This is a genomic window from Lysobacter sp. A378 (genome assembly GCF_054052125.1).
The window spans coordinates 621,469-643,162 of the sequence record NZ_JBSVRK010000002.1; the positions used below are offsets into that span (position 1 = coordinate 621,469).

The 21,694-nt window shown below is 63.1% G+C and carries 19 protein-coding genes, 2 tRNA genes and 1 other RNA gene; 17 read left to right on the forward strand and 5 right to left on the reverse strand.

Annotation, left to right across the window (positions count from 1 at the left end; translation table 11 throughout):
* Positions 1-19: 19 nt before the first annotated feature.
* The 11 genes from rlmN to tadA all read left to right on the forward strand — a co-directional run bounded on the left by rlmN (position 20) and on the right by tadA (position 12,033).
* Complete coding sequence (gene rlmN / locus ACW7G1_RS08815) at positions 20-1,264, forward strand: 23S rRNA (adenine(2503)-C(2))-methyltransferase RlmN (protein WP_456979368.1); 1,245 nt, start codon at positions 20-22, stop codon at positions 1,262-1,264.
* 49 nt (positions 1,265-1,313) lie between these two features.
* A complete protein-coding gene (pilW, locus tag ACW7G1_RS08820; protein ID WP_456979369.1) occupies positions 1,314-2,102 on the forward strand; it encodes a type IV pilus biogenesis/stability protein PilW in 789 nt (262 codons plus the stop codon).
* Positions 2,102-2,917 carry a helix-turn-helix domain-containing protein gene (locus tag ACW7G1_RS08825; RefSeq protein WP_456979370.1) on the forward strand — a complete coding sequence of 272 codons (816 nt, stop codon included), beginning with the start codon at positions 2,102-2,104 and terminating at the stop codon, positions 2,915-2,917. Before pilW ends, ACW7G1_RS08825 begins: the two co-directional genes overlap by 1 nt.
* Before the next feature lie 103 nt (positions 2,918-3,020).
* Entirely contained in the window at positions 3,021-3,695 is a 675-nt protein-coding gene (locus ACW7G1_RS08830; protein WP_456979371.1) for a YfgM family protein, read from the forward strand.
* Positions 3,696-3,757: 62 nt separating this feature from the next.
* Positions 3,758-4,921 (forward strand): outer membrane protein assembly factor BamB, encoded by a 1,164-nt coding sequence (gene bamB / locus ACW7G1_RS08835; protein ID WP_456979883.1) that lies wholly within the window; start codon positions 3,758-3,760, stop codon positions 4,919-4,921.
* A 38-nt stretch (positions 4,922-4,959) separates the two neighbouring features.
* A complete protein-coding gene (gene der / locus ACW7G1_RS08840; RefSeq protein ID WP_456979372.1) occupies positions 4,960-6,357 on the forward strand; it encodes a ribosome biogenesis GTPase Der in 1,398 nt (465 codons plus the stop codon).
* A gap of 30 nt (positions 6,358-6,387) precedes the next feature.
* Positions 6,388-7,515 (forward strand): molybdopterin-synthase adenylyltransferase MoeB, encoded by a 1,128-nt coding sequence (gene moeB / locus ACW7G1_RS08845; protein ID WP_456979373.1) that lies wholly within the window; start codon positions 6,388-6,390, stop codon positions 7,513-7,515.
* Between the two features lie 51 nt (positions 7,516-7,566).
* Positions 7,567-8,481 carry a bifunctional methylenetetrahydrofolate dehydrogenase/methenyltetrahydrofolate cyclohydrolase FolD gene (gene folD / locus ACW7G1_RS08850; RefSeq protein WP_456979374.1) on the forward strand — a complete coding sequence of 305 codons (915 nt, stop codon included), beginning with the start codon at positions 7,567-7,569 and terminating at the stop codon, positions 8,479-8,481.
* 27 nt (positions 8,482-8,508) lie between these two features.
* Complete coding sequence (gene guaB, locus ACW7G1_RS08855; protein WP_456979375.1) at positions 8,509-9,966, forward strand: IMP dehydrogenase; 1,458 nt, start codon at positions 8,509-8,511, stop codon at positions 9,964-9,966.
* Positions 9,967-10,000: 34 nt separating this feature from the next.
* Complete coding sequence (gene guaA / locus ACW7G1_RS08860; protein WP_456979376.1) at positions 10,001-11,569, forward strand: glutamine-hydrolyzing GMP synthase; 1,569 nt, start codon at positions 10,001-10,003, stop codon at positions 11,567-11,569.
* Positions 11,566-12,033, forward strand: a complete 468-nt coding sequence (gene tadA / locus ACW7G1_RS08865; protein ID WP_456979377.1) for a tRNA adenosine(34) deaminase TadA — start codon at positions 11,566-11,568, stop codon at positions 12,031-12,033. Before guaA ends, tadA begins: the two co-directional genes overlap by 4 nt.
* An 18-nt stretch (positions 12,034-12,051) precedes the next feature.
* Here tadA and ACW7G1_RS08870 read toward each other — a convergent pair whose 3' ends face one another.
* Complete coding sequence (locus ACW7G1_RS08870; protein ID WP_456979378.1) at positions 12,052-12,543, reverse strand: DUF2721 domain-containing protein; 492 nt, start codon at positions 12,541-12,543, stop codon at positions 12,052-12,054.
* Positions 12,544-12,603: 60 nt separating this feature from the next.
* Here ACW7G1_RS08870 and orn point away from each other — a divergent pair, with 60 nt between their 5' ends.
* On the forward strand, positions 12,604-13,185 hold the full coding sequence (gene orn / locus ACW7G1_RS08875) for an oligoribonuclease (RefSeq protein WP_456979379.1): 582 nt from the start codon (positions 12,604-12,606) through the stop codon (positions 13,183-13,185).
* Here orn and ACW7G1_RS08880 read toward each other — a convergent pair.
* Together ACW7G1_RS08880 and ppsA are read right to left on the reverse strand one after the other, a co-directional pair.
* On the reverse strand, positions 13,152-14,024 hold the full coding sequence (locus ACW7G1_RS08880; RefSeq protein WP_456979380.1) for a mechanosensitive ion channel family protein: 873 nt from the start codon (positions 14,022-14,024) through the stop codon (positions 13,152-13,154). The genes orn and ACW7G1_RS08880 overlap by 34 nt on opposite strands.
* Positions 14,025-14,119: 95 nt before the next feature.
* Positions 14,120-16,498, reverse strand: a complete 2,379-nt coding sequence (gene ppsA / locus ACW7G1_RS08885) for a phosphoenolpyruvate synthase (protein WP_456979381.1) — start codon at positions 16,496-16,498, stop codon at positions 14,120-14,122.
* A gap of 133 nt (positions 16,499-16,631) precedes the next feature.
* On the opposite strand from ppsA, the gene ppsR reads away from it, so the two are divergent.
* The 4 genes from ppsR to ACW7G1_RS08905 all read left to right on the forward strand — a co-directional run bounded on the left by ppsR (position 16,632) and on the right by ACW7G1_RS08905 (position 18,243).
* Complete coding sequence (gene ppsR / locus ACW7G1_RS08890) at positions 16,632-17,453, forward strand: posphoenolpyruvate synthetase regulatory kinase/phosphorylase PpsR (RefSeq protein WP_456979382.1); 822 nt, start codon at positions 16,632-16,634, stop codon at positions 17,451-17,453.
* 23 nt (positions 17,454-17,476) lie between these two features.
* Complete coding sequence (locus ACW7G1_RS08895) at positions 17,477-17,983, forward strand: DUF1249 domain-containing protein (protein ID WP_456979383.1); 507 nt, start codon at positions 17,477-17,479, stop codon at positions 17,981-17,983.
* A 44-nt stretch (positions 17,984-18,027) separates the two neighbouring features.
* Positions 18,028-18,103: transfer RNA gene (locus tag ACW7G1_RS08900), tRNA-Ala, on the forward strand.
* A gap of 64 nt (positions 18,104-18,167) precedes the next feature.
* Positions 18,168-18,243: transfer RNA gene (locus ACW7G1_RS08905), tRNA-Glu, on the forward strand.
* A gap of 179 nt (positions 18,244-18,422) precedes the next feature.
* On the opposite strand, the gene ssrA is transcribed toward ACW7G1_RS08905, so the two are convergent.
* Positions 18,423-18,776: a transfer-messenger RNA gene (gene ssrA / locus ACW7G1_RS08910) on the reverse strand.
* 187 nt (positions 18,777-18,963) lie between these two features.
* On the opposite strand from ssrA, the gene ACW7G1_RS08915 reads away from it, so the two are divergent.
* The gene (locus tag ACW7G1_RS08915) at positions 18,964-21,093 is read left to right on the forward strand and encodes a CHASE domain-containing protein (protein WP_456979384.1); all 2,130 of its coding nucleotides are present in this window, start codon (positions 18,964-18,966) and stop codon (positions 21,091-21,093) included.
* Between the two features lie 49 nt (positions 21,094-21,142).
* Here the strand turns inward: ACW7G1_RS08915 and smpB are convergent, their stop codons facing one another.
* Positions 21,143-21,652: an SsrA-binding protein SmpB gene (smpB, locus tag ACW7G1_RS08920; RefSeq protein ID WP_456961457.1), complete on the reverse strand. Its 510-nt coding sequence runs from the start codon at positions 21,650-21,652 to the stop codon at positions 21,143-21,145.
* Positions 21,653-21,694 lie beyond the last annotated feature (42 nt).

Below are 21,694 nucleotides of genomic sequence, written 5' to 3' on the forward strand. Positions count from 1 at the left end.
CCAACAGAACCACAAGGCCATGACCCCGACCCGCGCAAATAACACCATCGACATCATCCTCGCCGACGCCGGTAACCCGGCAGATGCGACGTCGCCGGTTCCTGCGCCGTTGTCGGCCGGCGCGGCACCGAGGAAGAACATCTTCGACCTCGATCGCGTCGAGCTGGAAGACTTCTTCGAGGGAGTCCTGGGTGAGAAGCGCTATCGCGCGCACCAGGTGATGAAGTGGATCCATCACCGCTACGTCACCGATTTCGACCATATGACCGACCTGGGCAAGGTGCTGCGTGCCAAGTTGCAGGAGCACGCCGAGGTCCGGGCGCCCGAGGTCATCCTGGAGCAGCCGTCGGTTGACGGTACCCACAAGTGGTTGATCGGCATGGACCCGAAGAACGCCATCGAGGCGGTATTCATACCCGACAAGGGTCGCGGCACCCTGTGCGTATCCAGCCAGGTCGGCTGCGCGCTCAACTGCTCGTTCTGCTCCACCGGTACCCAGGGCTTCAATCGCAATCTGACTACCGCCGAGATCATCGGGCAGGTATGGGTGGTTGCCCGCCACCTGGGCAACCTGCCGCACCAGCGTCGTCGCCTGACCAACGTGGTGATGATGGGGATGGGCGAGCCACTGATGAATTTCGACAACGTCGTGCGCGCCATGAGCATCATGCGCGACGACCTTGGCTATGGGTTGGCCAACAAGCGCGTCACCCTGTCCACCGCCGGCATGGTGCCGATGATCGACAAGCTGGGCGAGGTAAGCGACGTGTCGCTGGCGGTCTCGCTGCACGCGGCCAACGATGAGTTACGCACCCAGTTGGTGCCGCTCAACAAGAAGTACCCGATCGACCAACTGATGGCGGCGTGCCAGCGCTACGTCATGCGCAAGCCGAAGTCGTCGATCACCTTCGAATACACCTTGATGAAAGGCGTCAACGACCAGCCCGAGCACGCCCGTCAGTTGGCCCGGCTGATGCGCCAGTTCGACAACGCCACCCAGATGAAGGACGCGGCGAAGGTCAACCTGATTCCGTTCAACCCGTTCCCGGGCACGCGCTACGAGCGCTCGACCGAGACCGATATCCGCGCGTTCCAGAAGCTCCTGCAACAAGCCAGGGTGCTGACCACGGTGCGTCGGACCCGTGGCGAGGACATCGATGCGGCGTGTGGCCAGTTGAAGGGCCAGGTGATGGATCGGACCCGCCGCCAGGCAACGTTCCGCAAGACGCTGGCGGCACAGGGGATTATCGATGTCAGTACGTGAGTGCCGGACCAGGTATCGGACGCGTGGCGTGGTGGTCGTCGCAGCCGTAATGCTGGCGATGATCGCGTTGTCCGGGTGCAGTCGGCTGACTTTCGTCAAGCCTGACGTCAGTCGAGGCGGCCCCAAGTACGTCAAGCCCGAAGTCTCGATGACCCCTGACAGCTATGACAAGGCTAGCGCTGCGGCACGTATCGAGGTGAACAAGGCTCAGCAGGCCTTGCGTGCTGGCGACTATGCCGGTGCAGCCGGGGCCACAAAGGAAGCCCTGCGCCTCGCTCCGGATTCCGCGCCCGCCCACACGCTCGCTGCGCTGATTGCGGAGCACAACGGCGATGACCGCAAGGCCGGGGTGCACTATCAAAAGGCCCTGGAACTGGCGCCGCTCCAAGGCGGCATGCATAACAATTACGGGACATGGCTGTGTAGCAATGGCCGTGCCGAAGAGTCGCTGCAATGGTTCGACCAGGCACTGTCCGATCCCACTTACCCGACTCCTGCGGTGGCGATGGCGAACGCGGGCACCTGCGCCCAGAAGGCTGGTCAAGCCGCGCAGGCCGAACGCTACCTGGAGCGGTCGCTGGAACTGGAGCCTGAGAACCCGGTTGCTCTGGCGGGGATGGCGCAGCATAAATTTCGCACCGGTGATGCGTTTCATGCCCGTGCATTTTCGCAGCGCCGGCTGGCGGCCGCACCGGCGGATGCGGCATCATTGTTGCTAGCGTCACAAATTGAGCACAAACTTGGCGACACAGAAGCCGCTGCAGCGTACGTTCAGCGGCTACGGGGGGAGTTCCCGGGCACGTCGGGATCCGGAACGGGGGTTGACGGAAAGCAATGATGCAGTCCAAACAGGTCGCTTCAAGCGATGTCGAAGGATGTGGCGCACGCCTCAGGCAGGCGCGCGAGGGTGCAGGGTTGACGATTGAAGAAGTGTCGTCGCGACTGAAAATGCCACTCAGGGTAATACGCGCCCTTGAAGCCGACGACTGGAGCCAGGCGGGGGCGCCGGTCTTCGTGCGCGGCCAACTGCGGAGCTACGCAAGATTACTGGGCATCAATCTGGACCTGGACCTGCATCGGGCCGAGATCGACAATAGTGCTCCGCCCGAATTGATCAGCCACACCCACACGCCGCGTTATCGGCGTGTGCTGGATCAGGCAAGCCGACGGGCGGTGTATATCGCACTGACCGCCGTGATTGCATTGCCCGTCTGGTTGACCACGCGTCCGCATTTTTCCGGCACGCCACAAGTCGAGTCGCTGGAGATTCCGGCGGTGACAAAACTTTCTGTGGACCCGATGGATATGGAGCCAATCACTCCATCGGCCCGACGCACTCCCCTAATCGCCTCCATGGGGTCGCTGCATGCACCCGCCACCGTCGACGAGGCGGGGTTGTCGCTGCGTTTCAGTGGGGACAGCTGGGTTCAGGTGTTCGGCCCGGATGGGCAGGTGCTTGAGCAAGGATTGATCGGCGGCAACGAGCGTCGCAGCTATGCGCCTGGCCAGGTGAGCCGCATCGTGCTGGGCAACGTGTCCGCGGTCGAGGTGCGTAACCACGGCGAATTCGTCGATCTGGAGCCGTTCAGCCGCGCGAACGTGGCACGCTTTACGCTATCCTCTGAGGGTTCGCTCGCGCCGGTCATCGACTGACCGGGTCACGCGTTCGATATCTCACGGCCCGTCACCCGGGCTCGTCCGCAAACCGACGGTCCCGGCGTTGTTCGCCGGGGCTGGATAGCATGGCAGTCCTTCGATGGCATTAGACGATCCACTAGACGAACACGAGCAAAGCGAACGCGTGCTGGAATGGCTGCGCACCAACGCCCTGGGACTGGTCGGCGGCCTGGTTTTGGGGCTCGCCGCCATCAGCGGGTGGAAGTGGTGGCAGCAGGACCAGCATAATCAAGCGTTGGGCAAGGCGGACCAGTATCAGGCCGCGGTTACCGCGATCATGGGCGGCGACGACACGTCCGCTGCCAAGGTGGCGGCGCTGGGCGACACCGTTTACGCAAACCTGGCCACGCTGCAGCTGGCGGCATCGCAGGTCGAAGCAGGTCAGGGCGATATCGCGATCGAGACCTTGAGCGGGATCCAGCCGAGTGACCCGGCGGTGGCGAGCATCGTCGACCAGCGGCTTGCGCGATTGCTCGTGGATGCGGGGCGGACTGACGAGGCGCTGGCCTTGCTTGCTGACGCGTCCAGCCCCTCGGCATTGGAAACACGGGGCGATGCCCAGTACGCGCTGGGCCAGACCGACAAGGCCAGTGAGGCATACAGCCAAGCACTGGTCGCGCTGGATGTCGCATCACCACAACGGCAAATACTCGAGCTCAAACTCACCCAGGTCGGGGGTGTGCCAGCGACGCGTGATGCAACCGGTCCCGCTGCCGCCAACCCCACGCCCGCCAATCCCGAGGCGCAGTCTTGATGAAGCAGCTCTCAACAACGCCCGTGCCGAACCAGCGCCCACGCAATCGCATGGCCCGGGCCATGCTGGTACGTGGCAGCGCGGTATTGCTATGCGCGTTCGCGCTCTCGGGCTGCAGCACGATCAAGGGCTGGTTCAGCAGCGACAAGGAAGACGCGCTCAAGCCAGCAGCATTGGTGGAGTTCAGTCCGTCGGCCACGGTGACCAAGCTGTGGTCCGCCAATGCCGGTAAAGGCGAGGGAGTATTGGGCGCGCGTCAGGGCCCTGCCATCGCCGATGGCAAGGTCTATGCGGCGGCGGTCGAGGGCGGTGTGCATGCGTTTGACCTGAAGACCGGCCAGAGCATATGGAATTACCCCAGTGAGCTGGAACTCAGTGGCGGCCCCGGCGTGGGTGACGGCGTGGTTGCCGTCGGCAGTCTGGAGGGTGACGTGATCGCGCTGGATGCGGCGACCGGCGCGGAGAAGTGGCGGGCGAAGGTCGGCAACGAGATCATCGCCGCTCCTGCGGTTGGACTGGGCATGGTGTTCGTGCGCTCCAATGATGGCCGGATCAGTGCTTTCGACATCAGCAACGGCGAACGTCGCTGGTTCTGGAATCATGACGTCCCGATGCTGTCGGTGCGGGGTAACGATGCACCGGTGATTGGTCCGGGTTATGTGTTTATCGGCAACGATGACGGCAGCGTCTCGGCGTTGGCCGCGGACGATGGCGTCGAGTTGTGGCGCGAAGTGGTCGCTCCTCAAGACGGTCGTACCGAACTGGATCGGATGGCGGACATTGATGGTGCTCCGGTGCTGGATAACGCCACCCTGTACGCGAGCAGTTTCAAGAACAAGACGATGGCGATCAACGCGCCCAACGGACAGCCGATGTGGCTCAGCGACCACGGGGGCGCGGGCAAGATTGCGGTCGCCCCACAAGTGCTGGTCATATCCGACAACGGTGATGCGGTGATTGGCCTGTTCAAGCAAAATGGCGCGGCCATGTGGACTCAGGCGGCCCTGGCCCGGCGCAAGTTGACCTCTCCGGCGATCCAGGGCGAATACGCCGTGGTTGGCGATTACGAAGGCTATCTCCACTGGTTGGCGCTTGATGACGGCGCGTTTGTTGCCCGCACCCGGGCCAGTCGCGATCCCTTGCTGGCCACGCCACAGGTAGCCGAGGGGATCCTGATCGTGCAGGACACCGATGGTAAACTGAGTGCGTTCCAGTTGGGGCAGTAGCACTTTTCTTTCTTTTTTTTTTGATCGGACAACCCCAAATGCTCCCGCTAGTCGCCCTCGTGGGTCGTCCCAACGTCGGGAAGTCCACCCTGTTCAATGCGCTCACGCGCACCCGCGACGCGCTTGTCCACGATCAACCCGGAGTCACCCGTGACCGCCACTACGGCGTGTGCCGGCCGGAAGGTCAACGGCACTTCGCGGTGGTTGATACCGGTGGTATCGCCGGCGAAGCCGAGGGTCTGGTCGGCGCGACCACGCGCCAGGCCCGCGCAGCGGCCGTCGAGGCCGATCTGGTTTTATTCATCGTCGACGGCCGCGAAGGCGCATCGACGCTGGACGACGATATCCTCGCCTGGCTGCGCAAGACCGCACGGCCAACTTTCCTGGTGGTCAACAAGACGGACGGGCTGGATACGCAGGCGGCGTTGAACGAGTTCGCCCGCTACGGTTTCAGCGATGTGATTGCCGTGTCCTCCGCGCATCGCCAGGGCATCGACGAGCTGATCGAACAGGTACTGGAACGGGTGCCTGACGAGGGCGAGTCCGCCGAGCTCGACCACGATCCCGCCCGCATCCGGGTCGCCTTCATCGGCCGGCCCAACGTGGGCAAGTCGACCCTGGTCAACCGCCTGCTGGGAGAGGAGCGGATGATCGCCTCCGATATACCCGGCACCACACGTGATTCGGTTGCGATCGACATGGAGCGTGATGGTCGCCTGTACCGGTTGATCGACACCGCCGGCCTGCGCCGCAAGTCACGCGTCGATGCGGCGGTGGAAAAATTCTCGATCATCAAGACCTTGCACGCCATTGAGCAGTGCCAGGTCGCCGTGATCATGCTGGACGCCAACGAAGGGGTCACCGACCAGGACGCCAGCGTGCTCGGATATGCGCTGGACGCCGGCCGCGCGTTGGTGATCGCAGTCAACAAGTGGGACGGGCTGAGCGATTACCGACGCCAGCAGGCCGAGTCGCTGCTGTCGCGCAAGCTGTCGTTTGTCGAATGGGCGGAAGCGGTGCGAATCAGCGCCCAGCACGGTTCTGGTCTGGGCGAGCTGTTCAAGGCTGTCCACCGGGCACACGCGTCGGCGATTCACGAGTTCAGCACCAGCGAAGTCACCCAGGCCATCGAGGCGGCTTATGTGGCCAATCCGCCGCCGGTGGTTCGTGGGCATGTCGCCAAGCTGCGTTATGCACACCCGGCCGCCAATAATCCGCCGACCTTTGTCGTCCACGGCAACCGGTTACGCACCCTGAGTGACAGCTACAAGCGCTACCTGGAAAATTTCTTCCGCAAGCGCTTCAAACTGGTGGGTACCCCGGTGCGGTTCATCTTCAAGGAAGGTGCGAATCCTTTCGAAGGCAAGAAGAACGTGCTTAACGAGAAGCAGATTGCCAAGCGGCGTCGGTTGATCCGGCACGTCAAGCGCGGATAGGACGCTGCAGTAAAGGCGGATAATCGCGCCATGGATATCGAAACCATCACTCCCACCGAAGCCCGGCGTCGGCAGCAGTCCGGTGCCGTGTTGATCGATGTGCGCGAGACGCACGAACGGGCGTTGGGCATGGCCGAAGGTGCACTGGGCATCGCGCGCAGCGAGTTGGAGTCGCTACCCACTGGCAGCATCCCTGACCGGGATACCCCGGTGATGCTGATCTGCGAAGTCGGTGGGCGCTCACTGCAGGTGGCGGCAACGCTGCTGGACGCCGGCTATGCCCAGGTCGCCTCGGTGGAAGGCGGTACCCGACGCTGGCGCGCGGATGGCCTGCCGTTGGTTCAGCCAGCTGGCGATCACGACTTTTACGAGCGGTATTCCCGCCACCTGCTGTTGCCCGAAGTCGGCGAGGTCGGCCAGCGAAAGCTGCAGGCCGCGCGGGTGGCGATTGTCGGTGCGGGTGGGCTGGGTTCGCCGTCCGCGTATTACCTGGCAGCGGCCGGGGTCGGGTCGTTGGTGTTGGCTGATGACGACGTCGTCGACCGCAGCAACCTGCAGCGGCAGATCCTGCACACCGATGCGCGGATCGGCATGGCCAAGGTTGATTCGGCGCAGGTCGCGCTGTCGGCATTGAACCCCAATATCACCATTGACACGTTTGCCGAGCGCATCACCAGCACAAACTTGGAGCGGCTGATCGCCGACGCTGACGTAGTGCTCGATGGTGGCGATAATTTCGCCGTCCGCTATCTGCTCAACGATGCCTGCGTAAAGCTCGGCAAGCCGTTGGTATATGGCGCCGTACATCGTTTCCACGGGCAGATCAGCGTGTTTGACGCCGGCCGCCGGCGTGGCGAGGCGCCATGCTATCGCTGCCTGTTCCCGCAGCCGCCATCACCCGAATCGGCCCCCAATTGCAGCGAAGCCGGAGTGCTGGGGGTGCTGCCGGGCGTGATTGGCATGTTGCAGGCCACCGAGGTGATCAAGCTGCTGCTGGGGATTGGCCAATCACTGTCCGGGCGGTTATTGCAATTTGATGCGTTGGGCATGCAGTTCCGCCAGACCCGGCTGTCGCCAGACCCGGACTGCGTCGTCTGTGCACCAGGGCAGGCGTTTCCCGGGTACATCGATTACGAAGCATTCTGCTCCGCCGGATAGAGCGCAAGATCGGCGATAATACCGACCCCAGCTGCACTCAGGCCGAGATATTTGAAGACTGTCGCAACGCCCCAGACCGCCCGGATCCTTGATGGCAAACGCATTGCCGAGGATCTGCTCGACAGCCTCAAGGTGCGGGTCGATGCCCGCATTGCCGCCGGCAAGACCCCTCCGGGCCTTGCCGTGGTATTGGTGGGCGGCGATCCGGCCTCGGCGGTGTACGTGCGCAACAAGCGCCGCGCGGCCAGCAAGGTGGGCATTCGCGCGATCGATTTCGACTTGCCGCCAGACACCAGCGATGAGGAGCTGCTGGCGCTGATCGACAGGCTCAATGTCGATCCCGAGGTGCACGGCATCCTGGTCCAGCTGCCGCTACCGGATCGTCGCGACCCGTCGGCGCTGATCCATCGCATCTCGCCGGCCAAGGACGTCGATGGCTTCCACCCGGAGAACGTCGGCCACCTGGCGCTGCGCGAGTTCGGGTTGCGTCCCTGTACGCCCCGCGGCATCACCACTTTGCTGGCCTATACCGATCGTCCGGTACGTGGCGCAAGCGCGACCATTGTCGGCGTGTCCAATCATGTCGGCCGGCCGATGTTGCTGGAGTTGCTGATCGCTGGTTGCACCACCACCAGCTGCCACAAGTTCACCCCGCCAGAGGTGCTGGAAACCGCCGTGCGCGGCGCGGACATCCTGGTGGTGGCGGTCGGACGCCCGCAGTTGATCCCCGGCGAATGGATCAAGCCTGGCGCGGTAGTGATCGATGTGGGGATCAACCGGCTTGATGATGGCCGTCTGGTGGGCGACGTGGGCTTTGCGGCAGCTTCCCAGCGCGCCAGCTGGATCACCCCGGTTCCCGGCGGGGTAGGGCCAATGACGGTCGCAACGCTGATGGAGAACACCCTGGAGGCAGCCGAAGCCAGTGACACCGGATCGCGCCAGCCGGCCTGGAACGCAGTACAATGACGGGCTTCACTCCCCCCGGTCCCGCCCATGTTGCGCATCCAGGCTGAAGCACTCACCTACGACGATGTATCCCTCGTTCCGGCGCATTCGATTGTCCTGCCCAAGGACGTATCGCTCTCCACCCGCCTGACTCGCGACCTGAATTTGCGGCTGCCGATCCTGTCGGCGGCAATGGACACCGTCAGCGAGGCGCGCCTGGCGATCGCGTTGGCGCAGCTGGGCGGCATCAGCATCATCCACAAGAGCATGACCGTCGCCCAGCAGGCTGCGCACGTCGCCCAGGTCAAATCCTTCGAGGCCGGCGTGATCAAGTCGCCGTTCACGGTCGGGCCGGAAACCACGATTGCCGACGTGCTCAAGTTGACCCGCGAGCGCAACATCTCCGGCGTGCCGGTGGTGGACGAAGGCCAACTGGTCGGCATCGTCACCAGCCGTGACATGCGCTTCGAGACCAAGCACGACGACCCGGTCCGCCACATCATGACCCGCAAGGATCGGCTGATCACGGTCCACGAGGGTGCCAGCGACGAGGAAGTCGTGGGCCTGTTGCACAAGCACCGGATTGAGAAGGTACTGGTGGTCAACGATGCCTTCCAGCTCAAGGGCCTGATCACGGTCAAGGACATCCAGAAGAAATCCGACAACCCCAACGCGGCCTATGACAGCAGCGAACGCCTGATGGTGGGTGCGGCGGTCGGGGTCGGTGGCGATACCGAGGCGCGCATCGAGGCGCTGGCCGCGGCCGGCGTCGACGTGGTCGTGGTCGATACCGCGCACGGGCATTCGCAGGGTGTGCTGGATCGGGTCAAGTGGGTCAAGAAAAACTTCCCCCAACTGCAGGTCATCGGCGGCAACATCGTGACTGGCGATGCCGCGCTGGCGCTGATGGACCACGGCGCCGATGCCGTCAAGGTCGGCATCGGTCCCGGCTCGATCTGCACTACCCGCATCGTCGCCGGCGTCGGCGTGCCGCAGATCAGCGCGATCGACATGGTGGCCGAAGCACTGCAGGACCGCATTCCATTGATCGCCGATGGCGGCATCCGCTATTCGGGTGATATCGGCAAGGCCATCGCGGCCGGCGCTTCCACCGTGATGGTCGGCAGCCTGTTTGCCGGTACCGAGGAGTCTCCGGGCGAGAGCGAGCTGTTCCAGGGCCGCAGCTACAAGAGCTACCGCGGCATGGGTAGCCTGGCCGCAATGGAGAAAGGCTCCAAGGACCGTTATTTCCAGGACTCGGAGGACGCGGACAAGCTGGTACCCGAGGGCATCGAAGGCCGTGTTCCCTACCGCGGGCCGTTGCGCGGCGTCGTCCATCAGCTGGTTGGGGGACTGCGCGCCACCATGGGGTACGTGGGTTGCGCGACCATCGAGGAGATGCGCAGGACGCCGCAGTTCGTGCGGGTGACCTCCGCCGGCTCGCGTGAGAGTCACGTCCATGACGTGCAGATCACCAAGGAACCGCCGAACTACCGGGCGGTGTGACGCCAACACGGGTAGTGACCTTTTCGAGTAGACGATGACCGATATCCATAGCGACAAGATCCTGATCCTCGATTTCGGCGCGCAATACACGCAGCTGATTGCCCGTCGTATCCGTGAGCTGGGCGTCTATTGCGAGATATGGGCGTGGGACCATGACCCGACCCAGATCGCCAGCTTTGGCGCGAACGGCATCATCCTGTCGGGTGGGCCGGAATCAACCACGACCGAAAACTCGCCGCGCGCACCGCAGGAAGTATTCGACTCCGGCTTGCCGATCCTGGGCATTTGCTATGGCATGCAGACCATGGCCAAGCAGCTCGGCGGGGAAACCGAGGCCGCCGACCAGCGCGAGTATGGCCACGCTGAAGTCGCCCTGGTCTCCCATGACCGCCTGCTGGATGGGCTGAAGGACCATCCGGGTTCTCCGCCGCGGCTCGATGTGTGGATGAGCCACGGCGATCACGTATCCCGGGCCCCGGAAGGATTCGTGGTTACCGCGAAGACCGACCGCATTCCGGTCGCGGCGATGGCGAATGACAGCAAGCGCTGGTACGGCGTGCAATTCCATCCCGAAGTCACCCATACCAAGCAGGGTGGCGCGCTGCTGAAGCAGTTCGTTACTGGAATCTGCGGTTGCCAGGCGTTGTGGACCCCCGCGCTGATCATCCAGGACCAGATTTCCCGCGTGCGCGATACCGTCGGTACCGACGAGGTAATCCTTGGCCTGTCCGGCGGCGTCGACTCATCGGTGGTCGCCGCCTTGTTGCACAAGGCGATCGGCGAACAACTGACCTGCGTTTTCGTCGACACCGGCTTGCTGCGCTACCAGGAAGGCGACCAGGTGATGGCGACGTTCGCCGAGCACCTGGGTGTCAAGGTGATCCGGGTCGATGCGGCCGACCGCTACTTCACGGCGCTCGCGGGCATCACCGATCCGGAAGCCAAGCGCAAGATCATCGGCAACCTGTTCGTGGAGATATTCGACGAGCAGTCGAGCAAACTGAAAAACGCGAAATGGCTCGCCCAGGGCACGATCTACCCCGACGTGATCGAGTCGGCCGGCAGCACGACCGGCAAGGCGCACATGATCAAGAGCCACCACAATGTCGGTGGTTTGCCCGAGTACATGAAGCTGGGGCTGGTGGAACCGTTGCGCGAGTTGTTCAAGGACGAAGTTCGCCGGATGGGTGTCGAGCTCGGTTTGCCGCCGGTGATGGTCAACCGGCACCCGTTCCCCGGGCCCGGGCTTGGCGTGCGGATCCTGGGTGAAGTGAAGCGCGAATACGCCGAACTGCTGGCCCGCGCCGACCACATCTTCATCGACGAGCTGCGCAAGGCCGATTTGTATGACAAGACCAGCCAGGCATTCGCGGTGTTCCTGCCGGTCAAATCGGTCGGCGTGGTGGGCGATGCCCGCGCCTACGAGTGGGTGATAGCGCTGCGCGCGGTGGAGACCGTCGACTTCATGACGGCTCACTGGGCACACTTGCCGTACGATTTTTTGGGAACAGTTTCAAATCGTATTATCAATGAGTTACGGAATGTTTCTCGCGTGGTTTATGACATCAGTGGGAAGCCGCCCGCCACGATCGAGTGGGAATGAGCGACGACGAACGCTGGATGTGTCAGGCGCTCGCGCTGGCCGACCGGGCCGAGCGTGAGGACGACGAAATCCCGGTTGGAGCCGTGTTGGTTTCGGCTGACGGTGTTGTCGTCGGAGAAGGGTGGAACCGCAACATCGTCGAGCGTGATCCGAGCGCGCATGCCGAAATCGTCGCGATGCGGCAGGCAGGTCGGCGCCTGGGTAACCACCGCCTGACCGGGAGCACCCTGTACGTCACCCTGGAACCCTGCGCGATGTGCGCGATGGCGATGGTGCATGCGCGGGTCGCGCGGGTGGTCTACGGTGCCAGCGATCCCAAGACCGGCGCTGCGGGCAGCGTCTTCAACCTGCTTGCCGACCCGCGCCACAACCACCGGGTGGATGTACTCGGCGGCGTGCTGGGTGAAGAGGCTGGCATGCGGCTGACCAGCTATTTCCGGCGCAAGCGGGGCAAGCCCGCCTGAGTGTGTCGAGACGGTGCCTCAGCCCTTGTGCACGACCGGGGCGGGAGCGTCCCGGTCCAGTTCGGCTTTGAGTTCGCGATCAAGCATGCGCAGGCTGATCCTGGCCTCGTGTCCGAGACAAAGCGACGCCGCAAACATCAGCAGGACGCCCAACACCGCGAGCACGGTCGGCAGGAATCCCAGTTGATAGCCGAAGAAAGCATCCGCGGCGATTCCGATACTCGTGCAGACGAATGCGCTCAGCGCGGCATACAACATCCTCAGCGCGGCCAACACCAGATAGGAGCGCTTTCGATGGAAGCCGATGCGGGTCTCCAGCTCGGTCCTGAGCGGGCCTCGCGCCGTCGACCTCAGGTTCTCGATCTCCTTGCGCATCCGGTCGACCACCCGTGCGAGCCGATTGTTGGAGGAAATCAGCAGGGAGCCCGTCGCGGTGAGGAAGAACGCCGGGGTGATCATCGCCGAGATGACGGCGTAATGGTTCGGGTCGGCGATGAGGGGAGGGGTCATGAAGGGCGTCCGTAGCAGGCTGACGGTATGATGCCTGCCACTTCATGATGACACGAGCGCATGACCTCGAACGGCTCCCCGAACGCTGAAAACCTGATCTGGATCGACCTGGAAATGACCGGGTTGGACACCGACAACGACTCCATTCTGGAGATCGCAACCGTGGTGACGGACAAGCAGCTCAACATACTGGCCGAGGGCCCGGAGCTGGCGATCGGACACCCGCTGGCGCAGCTGGAAGCGATGGACGACTGGAACCGCAACCAGCATCGCAAGTCCGGCTTGTGGGATCGGGTGCTGAACCAGGGTGTGTCAATGACCGAGGCCGAACAACGCACGCTCGCCTTCCTGGCCGAGTGGGTGCCGGCGAATGCATCACCGATCTGCGGAAACTCGATCTGCCAGGACCGTCGTTTCCTGCATCGCCTGATGCCACGGGTGGAGCGGCACTTCCATTACCGCAACCTGGATGTCAGCACCCTCAAAGAGCTGGCGCATCGCTGGGCGCCCACGGTGCTGGCCGGGTTGAACAAGCACTCTCGCCATACTGCCCTGAGTGACGTTCATGACTCCATCGCGGAGTTGCAGCACTACCGCGCATTCATGGGTCAGCTGGGCGGTCTGGATTCGCCATCGCGTTGATGGAGATGGACCTCGCGCTGCGGGAATGGCGGGCTGACACCGGCCTTGTCGAAGGCCTTCTTGATCAGCTCCAACAGCTCGCACCTGGTCGCGAAGTTGTCGGCGTTGTTTGTATGGCAGCGCACTCCCAGATCCACGCTGTTCTCGCCCAGGGCGTACACCAGCACGCTGGGCTCGGGATCGGCAAAGACGCGCTGGTCGGCATGCATCAATCGCAGCGCAATATCACGTGCAACATCGATGTCGGCGGTGTAGCCAATGCTGATGACCAACTCGACCCGGCGCATGTTGTCGGGGGTGAAGTTGATGATCGATTCGCTGGTGATCAGGCTGTTGGGCAGGATGATTGTCTGGTTGTCCGCGCCGCGCAGGCGGGTCTGGAAAATGCTGACCGCCTCGACCGTGCCACTTTCATTGTTGATGTTGACCACATGACCTACCCGGAACGGCCTGAGCGTCACCAGCATCACGCCCGAGGCGATGTTCGACAACGAGTCCTTCAGCGCCAGGCCGATCGCCAGACCGGCGGCGCCGAGCACCGCGATCATTGAAGTCATCGGCACGCCGATCACCTGCAACGATGCCAGCGCCAGGACGACCGTCATCAGCACTGAGGCGACCTTGCTCAGGAACATCGCCGCGGTCGGGTCCATCTGGGTGCGACTCATGCCGCGTGTTGTTGCAGCGGTGATCCAGGCAATGAGATAGCGCCCTGCCAGGAACAGCAACAGTGCCAGCCCGATGCGGATGCCGATCCCGACGAATGCCTGGGTCCATTCGCCGGCACGTGCGTGCGCGATCCAGCCGGTGGATACCTGGATTGTGGCGGTCGGGGTCATACACCAGTCTCCTCATGTGCGACGCCCCGCATCAAGCGGGGCGTCCAGTGTCGTCTTGAAGCCTAGCGGCTACGCTGTTAGCGGGCTGTCAGTTTTCAGCCGGCCTTGGCTTTCGCCTTGGCCAGGCGCAGCCAAGTGTCCACGACCGTATCGGGATTCAGTGATACCGAATCGATTCCCTGTTCCATCAACCATTGGGCGAGGTCGGCGTGGTCGCTGGGGCCCTGACCGCAGATGCCAACGTACTTGCCCTTGGCCTTCGCGGTCTGGATCGCCATCGACAACAACTTCTTCACCGCCGGGTCGCGCTCATCGAACAGGTGGGCGATCAGACCCGAGTCGCGATCCAGCCCCAGGGTCAACTGGGTCATGTCGTTGGAGCCGATCGAGAAGCCGTCGAATATCTCCAGGAACTCCTCGGCCATCAGTGCATTGGACGGCAGCTCGCACATCATGATGATCTTGAGTCCGTCCTTGCCCTGTTCCAGCCCATTGGCGCGCAGGACCTCAACCACTTTGCGGCCCTCATCCAGCGTGCGGACGAACGGGATCATCACCCAGCAATTGATCAGCCCCATCTGCTCGCGAACCTTGAGCACCGCTCTGCATTCCAGCGCAAACGCAGCGCTGAAGCTTGGGTCGAGGTAACGGGCAGCGCCGCGGAAGCCGATCATCGGGTTTTCTTCATGCGGCTCGTATCGCGAACCACCAATCAGGTTGGCGTACTCGTTGGACTTGAAGTCCGACAACCGCACGATCACCGGTTTGGGGGCGACGGATGCGGTAATCGTCGCGATGCCCTCGGCCAGCCTGTCGACGTAGAACTCGACCGGGTCACCGTAGCCGGCGATCTTGTCGTCGATCTTGCGCTTGGTCTCCGCATCCTGCTGGTCGTATTCGAGCAAGGCCTGCGGATGGATGCCGATGTGGCTGGCGATGATCATCTCCAGCCGGGCCAGGCCGATGCCCGCGTTGGGCAACATGGCGAAGTCGAATGCACGGTCGGGGTTGCCGACATTCATCATTATTTTCAGCGGCGCTGGCGGCATCTTGTCCAGATCGGCGACATGGCGCTCGAAGGGCAGGGCGCCATCGTAGATGAAGCCGGTATCGCCCTCCGCGCAGCTCACCGTGACCGTCTGGCCGTCCTTGATCGTGTCCAGCGCGTTGCCGGTGCCGACCACGGCGGGGACACCCAACTCGCGGGCGATGATCGCCGCGTGGCAGGTACGGCCGCCACGATTGGTGACGATCGCGGCCGAACGCTTCATCACCGGCTCCCAGTCCGGATCGGTCATGTCGGCGATCAGGACGTCGCCGGGCTGTACGCGGGCCATGTCTTCCATCGAGCGCACCACGCGAGCCACGCCGCTGCCGATCCTCTGGCCGATCGAACGACCTTCACAGATTACGGGTCCGCGCTCGCCAAGCTGGTAACGCTCGATCTGGGTGGCTTTCGCGCGTGATTTCACGGTTTCCGGGCGCGCCTGGACGATGAACAGCTTGCCGCTGACGCCATCCTTTGCCCACTCGATATCCATCGGCCGGCCGTAGTGCTTCTCGATCACCAGTGCCTGTTTGGCCAGCTCGTGCACTTCCTCGTCGCTGATGGAGAAGGTGCCGCGCAACTCCGCGGGAGTGTCCTCGGTACGTACCCGCTCGCCGGGCTCGTCGGAATACACCATGCGCAGCTGCTTGGCACCAATCGAGCGACGCAGGATCGCCTGCTTGCCCTGGGCCAAGGTGGGCTTGTAGACGTAGAACTCGTCGGGATTGACCGCGCCTTGCACGACCATTTCACCCAGCCCGAAGCTGGAGGTGATGAACACCACTTCGCGGAAACCCGACTCGGTGTCCAGGGTGAACAGCACGCCGGACGAGCCGACATCGGCGCGCACCATCAATTGCACGCCGGCGGACAGGAACACGTCCTCGTGCTTGAAGCCGTGATGCACGCGGTAGGCGATCGCGCGATCGTTATAGAGGCTGGCAAAGACTTCCTTCACCTTGACCACCACATCGTCCTCGCCGGTGACGTTGAGGAAGGTCTCCTGCTGCCCGGCAAAACTTGCGTCCGGCAGATCTTCGGCGGTGGCCGAGGAGCGGACCGCGACGGCGACATCGCCGCCACCGTTCTCGGAACACAATTGCCGATAGCCGTGGCGGATGTCGGCATCGAGCGATGGCTGCAGCGGCGCACCGATCACCCAATCGCGGATCTGCTTGCCGGCCTCGCCAAGCGCGCCCACATCCTCGACGTCCAGCGGCGCCAGCCGGTCGAAGATGCGTTGTTCCAGATCGTTGTGGGCGATGAAGTCCTTGAACGCCTCCGACGTGGTCGCAAAGCCACCTGGCACCGATACTCCGAGGTTGGCCAGGTTGCCGATCATCTCGCCCAGCGACGAATTCTTGCCACCCACCCGGGCGAGGTCGTCAAGGCGCAGCGCATGCAACCACAGGATGTTGTCGTTCAAAACGGGGTATCTCCGTAGACTTTGAAGCGCGTAGGGCGCGGCGGAGCCGCTATGATCGCCCTTGCGCCGGATGCACACAAGGTTGATCGGGCCGGCATTTTCGTATGGATGACCAACAACGGCAGGGTGAGTGATGGCAGAGGTACGACCGGTTTTCTATGTTTCCGATGGCACCGGCATCACCGCCGAGACAATCGGCCACAGTTTGCTGACCCAGTTCAACGGGACGCGCTTTGAAGGCGAACGCATTTCCTTCGTGGACTCGGTGGCGCGCGCGGAGGACGCCGTTGAACGTATCCGTGGGGCAGCGGAGCGTTCTGGCACCCGGCCGATCGTCATCAATACCTGCGTGGATGAGACCGTCAGCGCCACCCTGGCCAACAGTGGCGCGCTGATGCTGGATGCATTCGCTCCGTTCATCAAACCACTGGAGCGCGAGTTGGGGCACGCACGCCAGCACCACGTTGGACGTGCCCACGCGATCGTGGATTTCGACAGCTACCACCGCCGCATCAACGCCATGAACTACGCGTTGACCCACGATGACGGCATTGCCATCGACTACAGCGATGCCGACGTGATCCTGGTTGCCGTGTCGCGCGCCGGCAAGACGCCCACCTGTGTCTATCTGGCGATGCAGTACGGCATCCGGGCCGCCAACTATCCGCTGACCGCCGAAGACCTGGATCACGATCGCCTGCCGGCCCAGTTGAAGGCGTCGCGCGCGAAGCTGTTCGGGTTGACCATCGATCCCGTACGGCTGCAGCAGATCCGCCAGGAGCGCCGGCCGGACTCGAATTACGCCAAGCTGGAGACCTGCAAACGCGAGGTGGCCGCCGCCGAGGCCCTGTTCCGCGGGGAGCGCATCCCGACCCAGAGCACGACCAATACCTCCATCGAGGAAATCTCCAGCAAGGTGATGTCGACATTGGGCATTCGGCGGGAGATGTACTGACCTGCCACGTGTAGCATCGGGGCATGGACGCACAGGCAACCCGCACCACCCACATCCCCACGCTCAGCCGCTTTGGCTGGTTGATGGGGCTGTACACCGAAAACCATGTGCGGCTGGGACGCGTCATCGCGCCCGCCGAGCTGGAAGTAGGGCGATACATATCCAGTGTCGGTGACGGCCTGGACCTGCAGGTAGACGTGTTGGAGCAGCACCGTTACACCACCGAGCTGCGCCTGACCTACGGCATGCCGGACCCGGTGACCGGGCAGCCCGACCCGTCGGCTTATCTGCGCCAGTACCATGACGCCCGGCAGCTGGAGGCAACGCATTGCTATATCGGGCGTCGCTGGCAGGATGTCATCGGCATGCATCCGTTGCCCGCCGAATTGATCAGCCACCGGATGCGGATGAATACGTTTTTGGGGAAGTGGCTGCAGTACCTCGCCGAGCGCGGTCATTGCATCGCCACGCTGACGGCAATTACGGCCGGTCGTGAGGGGAATTCACACGAAGTAGCAAACATGGCTTGACGGTTTCAACAGTCGCCTCTAAGCTTATCGACTTTCCAGCCCGTGGGGCCATAGCTCAGCTGGGAGAGCGCCTGCATGGCATGCAGGAGGTCGGCGGTTCGATCCCGCCTGGCTCCACCATTTTCAAGGTTCTTCGTTACTCGACCGAGTGAAAGCGGTCGGCAAAAGTACGAAGCTCCCGCGTGTCCCCATCGTCTAGAGGCCTAGGACACTGCCCTTTCACGGCGGCGACAGGGGTTCGAATCCCCTTGGGGACACCATTTTTTACCCAACGCACAAGGCCACCTTCGGGTGGCCTTGTGCGTTGGCGTGTCGGCAGCGCTGGCGTCCAACGCCAAGATGGACTTTACAACCAGAAACGACCAATTGATGCCGGCCCGCAACGAGAAAACCCCGTAAGGCGTGAGCCTTACGGGGTTGTCGTTTCGCACTTCTGAATTGGTGGAGGTGGGGGGAATTGAACCCCCGTCCGAAGGCACTCCATCCCCGGCCCTACATGCTTAGTGCTCCGTTAAGTCTCATCCCCGGACAGCACGGCGCACAAAGCGCATCCGGGGACCAGCCTGCTTTAGGTTAACCGGGTGCTGGCAGGCAGCCACTCCCGGCGATTCCGTGATGATGACCCTACGTCGCGAGCACGGACACAAGCGATTTCGGGGCTTAGGCCTTAAGCGGCCAGTGCGTAGTTGTCGTCGTTCGCAACTAGAGTTTTGCAGCTGGATTTACGAGGAAAGCTACCCCCTCGGCATGCGCCAAGCGATTTCGCGACCCCCGTCGAAGCCAGTGCACCCCCGGGGACTACAAGATTGCTGACACCGGCAGTATAAGGCGCAAAGGTCGCTGCACAAGGTTTCCTCGTAAATCTGCTCCGCCGCGTTCAGCTGCCTCATCTGCAGCGACGGGCCGACGGCGTCCTTGTATGCTTGACCACAATGGATAATGCGCCCGGTGATAGCCCCAAACGCTCCTTTGCCAGCCGGTTGAGACCGTTACGCGGGCACCTGCTGGCGTTGGTCGTGTTGCTGGCGTCGCTGGTGTCGGTGCTGGTGTTGTGGCGGACCGCCTACGAGCGGGAGTTGCGCACCAGCGAGATCACCTTCAGGGATGAAAGCGACGATATCACCGAGCTGCTGCAGCAACGGATGATCAACTACGAGTTGGTTGCCGGTGGCGGCATTTCGCTGTTTGCGGTCACCCGGCCGACACCGGAGCAGTGGGCCAGCTATGTAGGGGGGCTGGAGTTGTCACGTCGCTTCCCCAGTATCGTCGGACTGGGCTTTGCGGGCTACCTGCGCAAGGCGCGCATGGTTGACCTGCAGCGGGAATGGCAAGAGGCAGGTTGGGGCCAACTGGACGTGCGTCCGCATGGCGACCGGACGAAGTACGGGCCGATCCTGTTTCTGGAGCCGCACACTGCTGCCAACGTGGCGGCCATTGGCTATGACATGTTTTCCGAGCCAACCCGCGGTGCCGCGATGACCGAAGCGATGATGACTGGCCAGTCGGCATTGTCGGGGCCGGTACACCTGATCCAGGACGGGGCGGCGCAGAACGTCGGCCTGTTGCTGTACGTGCCGGTATATCGCGGTGTCCAGCGCCCCGACACGCCGGCTGCGCGACGTGACTCCATGCTCGGCTGGGTATACATCCCCTTCCGGCTGGAGCCGCTGGTGCTGGAGGCGGTCGGCGATCGGCAATCGAGGTTCCAGATACTCGACGTCACCGATGAGAAGGTCGAACTGCTGTATGTCACACCCGGAGAATTATCGGACCAGGCACCCGCGTTCCGATATCACACCACGATTGAGAGCTATGGACGGCAGTGGCGGTTGGAATTCCAGTCCGAACCGCTGGCCCTGGCGGTGCCGCGGCTGCAAGGCTTGCGGAACATGCTGGTCTTTGGCCTGTTCGCTTCCTTGCTCATGTATGGCGTCGCCTGGATGCTGGCGCGGACCGAGTCGAGGGCTCACTCGATTGCGTTGCGGCTGAACGAGGACTTCCGGCGCAGCGAGGAGCGCTTTCGTACCGCGATGGCGTATTCGGCAATCGGCAAGGTCCTGCTGGATAGCCACCACTGCATCGTCGAGGCGAACGCGGCATTTGCCGCGATCGTGGGTCGCAGGTCCGAGGAATTGGTCGGCACGAAGCTGGAGTCCCTGCTGGAAGACGAGGTGGAATCGGGCGATGGCGCCACGCCTCGACATCGTGGGGATGCAAGTGGCGTGCGCCGTGAGACGCGTCTGGTACGTCGCGCAGACGGAGAACCACGCCATATCCACCTGACGCGCGCCCCGATACCGGGCAGCGTCGGCACCGATATCGCCGGCCTGGCCCAGGCCGAGGACGTAACGGAGCGTTTGCGTGCTGAAGCCTCGGTGCGGGCGCTTAACCGGACCCTGGAATCACGCGTCGCCCTGCGCACGCGCGAATTGAGCCAGGTCAACCAGGAGTTGGAGTCGTTCGCCTACAGCGTCTCCCATGACCTGCGCGCACCACTGCGCGCGATTGCCGGTTTCAGCAAGATACTGACCGAGAAATATGGCGACCAGCTGGACGAGACAGGGCAGGGTTACCTGATGCGGACACGCAATGCCGCCGGTCGCATGGGTGAGCTGATCGACGCACTGCTGCGCATGTCGCGACTGAGCCGCAGCGAGCTGACAATTGAACCGGTAGCACTGAGCCAGGTGGCGGCGGAAGTCGTCGATGACCTGCGGGGCGCGGACCCGGAACGCAAGGTCGAGGTTGAAATCACGCCTGGACTTCGCGTCAACGGCGACCCGAGCTTGCTGCGCAACCTGCTGACCAACCTGCTGGCGAACGCATGGAAGTTTACCGGCAACCGGGACCTGGCCCGGATCCAGTTCGGCCGTGAAGGCGATGAGTTCTTTGTCCGCGACAACGGCGTCGGATTCGGCCAGGCCTATGTGCAAAAGCTGTTCCGCCCGTTCCAGCGCTTGCATGCCCAGTCCGCATTCGAAGGCCATGGCATCGGTCTGGCATCGGCGCGACGGATCGTCGAGCGCCACGGCGGCACGATACGTGCCGAGGGTCGCGAAGGGGAGGGCGCGAGCTTCTACTTCACCTTGCCCGGCGCCACTGCGGAATAGCCCCGTTACTGCCTGCTGATGCCGTGCAGACGCCCTGGCCGGGGGATCGTCAAGCGTTCTTGTTGTGTGAGCGCATGGTGCGTTGTTTCTCACGCTGCCAATCACGGTCCTTGTTGGTCTGGCGCTTGTCGTGATCCTGCTTGCCCTTGGCCAGCGCGAGCTCGATCTTGACCTTGTTGCCCTTCCAGTACATCGAGGTGGGCACCACCGTGTACCCGTCGCGTTCGACCCGACCGATCAGGTTGTCGATCTCGCGCCGGTGCAACAGCAGCTTGCGGGTACGCAAGGCCTCGGCGACGACGTGGCTTGAGGTGGAGATCACCGGAGTCATCTGTGCGCCGAACAGGAACATCTCCCCACTGCGGATCACCGCGTAGCTCTCGCCGATGTTGGCGCGCCCGGCACGGATCGATTTCAGCTCCCAGCCCTGCAGTGCCAAGCCCGCTTCGAAACGCTCTTCAAGGTGGTAGTCATAGCGGGCACGCTTGTTCAGCGCGATGGTGCCCCCGCCTGCCTTTCCTTTATCCTTGCCAGCCTTGTTGTCTTTATTTTTTGTCATTGCGCCTATTGTGTCCGATCCGGGGCGCTGCGGGCGACATCG

Bases quoted from the DNA above. Each gene is read 5' to 3' on its own strand.
- ppsR (WP_456979382.1), top strand. From the start codon at position 16,632: ATGGCAGAGGTACGACCGGTTTTCTATGTTTCCGATGGCACCGGCATC.
- der (WP_456979372.1), top strand. From the start codon at position 4,960: ATGCTCCCGCTAGTCGCCCTCGTGGGTCGTCCCAACGTCGGGAAGTCC.
- guaB (WP_456979375.1), top strand. From the start codon at position 8,509: ATGTTGCGCATCCAGGCTGAAGCACTCACCTACGACGATGTATCCCTC.
- ACW7G1_RS08895 (WP_456979383.1), top strand. From the start codon at position 17,477: ATGGACGCACAGGCAACCCGCACCACCCACATCCCCACGCTCAGCCGC.
- smpB (WP_456961457.1), bottom strand. From the start codon at position 21,652: ATGACAAAAAATAAAGACAACAAGGCTGGCAAGGATAAAGGAAAGGCA.
- rlmN (WP_456979368.1), top strand. From the start codon at position 20: ATGACCCCGACCCGCGCAAATAACACCATCGACATCATCCTCGCCGAC.
- pilW (WP_456979369.1), top strand. From the start codon at position 1,314: ATGCTGGCGATGATCGCGTTGTCCGGGTGCAGTCGGCTGACTTTCGTC.
- tadA (WP_456979377.1), top strand. From the start codon at position 11,566: ATGAGCGACGACGAACGCTGGATGTGTCAGGCGCTCGCGCTGGCCGAC.
- guaA (WP_456979376.1), top strand. From the start codon at position 10,001: ATGACCGATATCCATAGCGACAAGATCCTGATCCTCGATTTCGGCGCG.
- ACW7G1_RS08830 (WP_456979371.1), top strand. From the start codon at position 3,021: ATGGCATTAGACGATCCACTAGACGAACACGAGCAAAGCGAACGCGTG.
- bamB (WP_456979883.1), top strand. From the start codon at position 3,758: ATGCTGGTACGTGGCAGCGCGGTATTGCTATGCGCGTTCGCGCTCTCG.
- orn (WP_456979379.1), top strand. From the start codon at position 12,604: ATGACCTCGAACGGCTCCCCGAACGCTGAAAACCTGATCTGGATCGAC.
- ACW7G1_RS08880 (WP_456979380.1), bottom strand. From the start codon at position 14,024: ATGACCCCGACCGCCACAATCCAGGTATCCACCGGCTGGATCGCGCAC.
- ACW7G1_RS08825 (WP_456979370.1), top strand. From the start codon at position 2,102: ATGCAGTCCAAACAGGTCGCTTCAAGCGATGTCGAAGGATGTGGCGCA.
- moeB (WP_456979373.1), top strand. From the start codon at position 6,388: ATGGATATCGAAACCATCACTCCCACCGAAGCCCGGCGTCGGCAGCAG.
- ACW7G1_RS08870 (WP_456979378.1), bottom strand. From the start codon at position 12,543: ATGACCCCTCCCCTCATCGCCGACCCGAACCATTACGCCGTCATCTCG.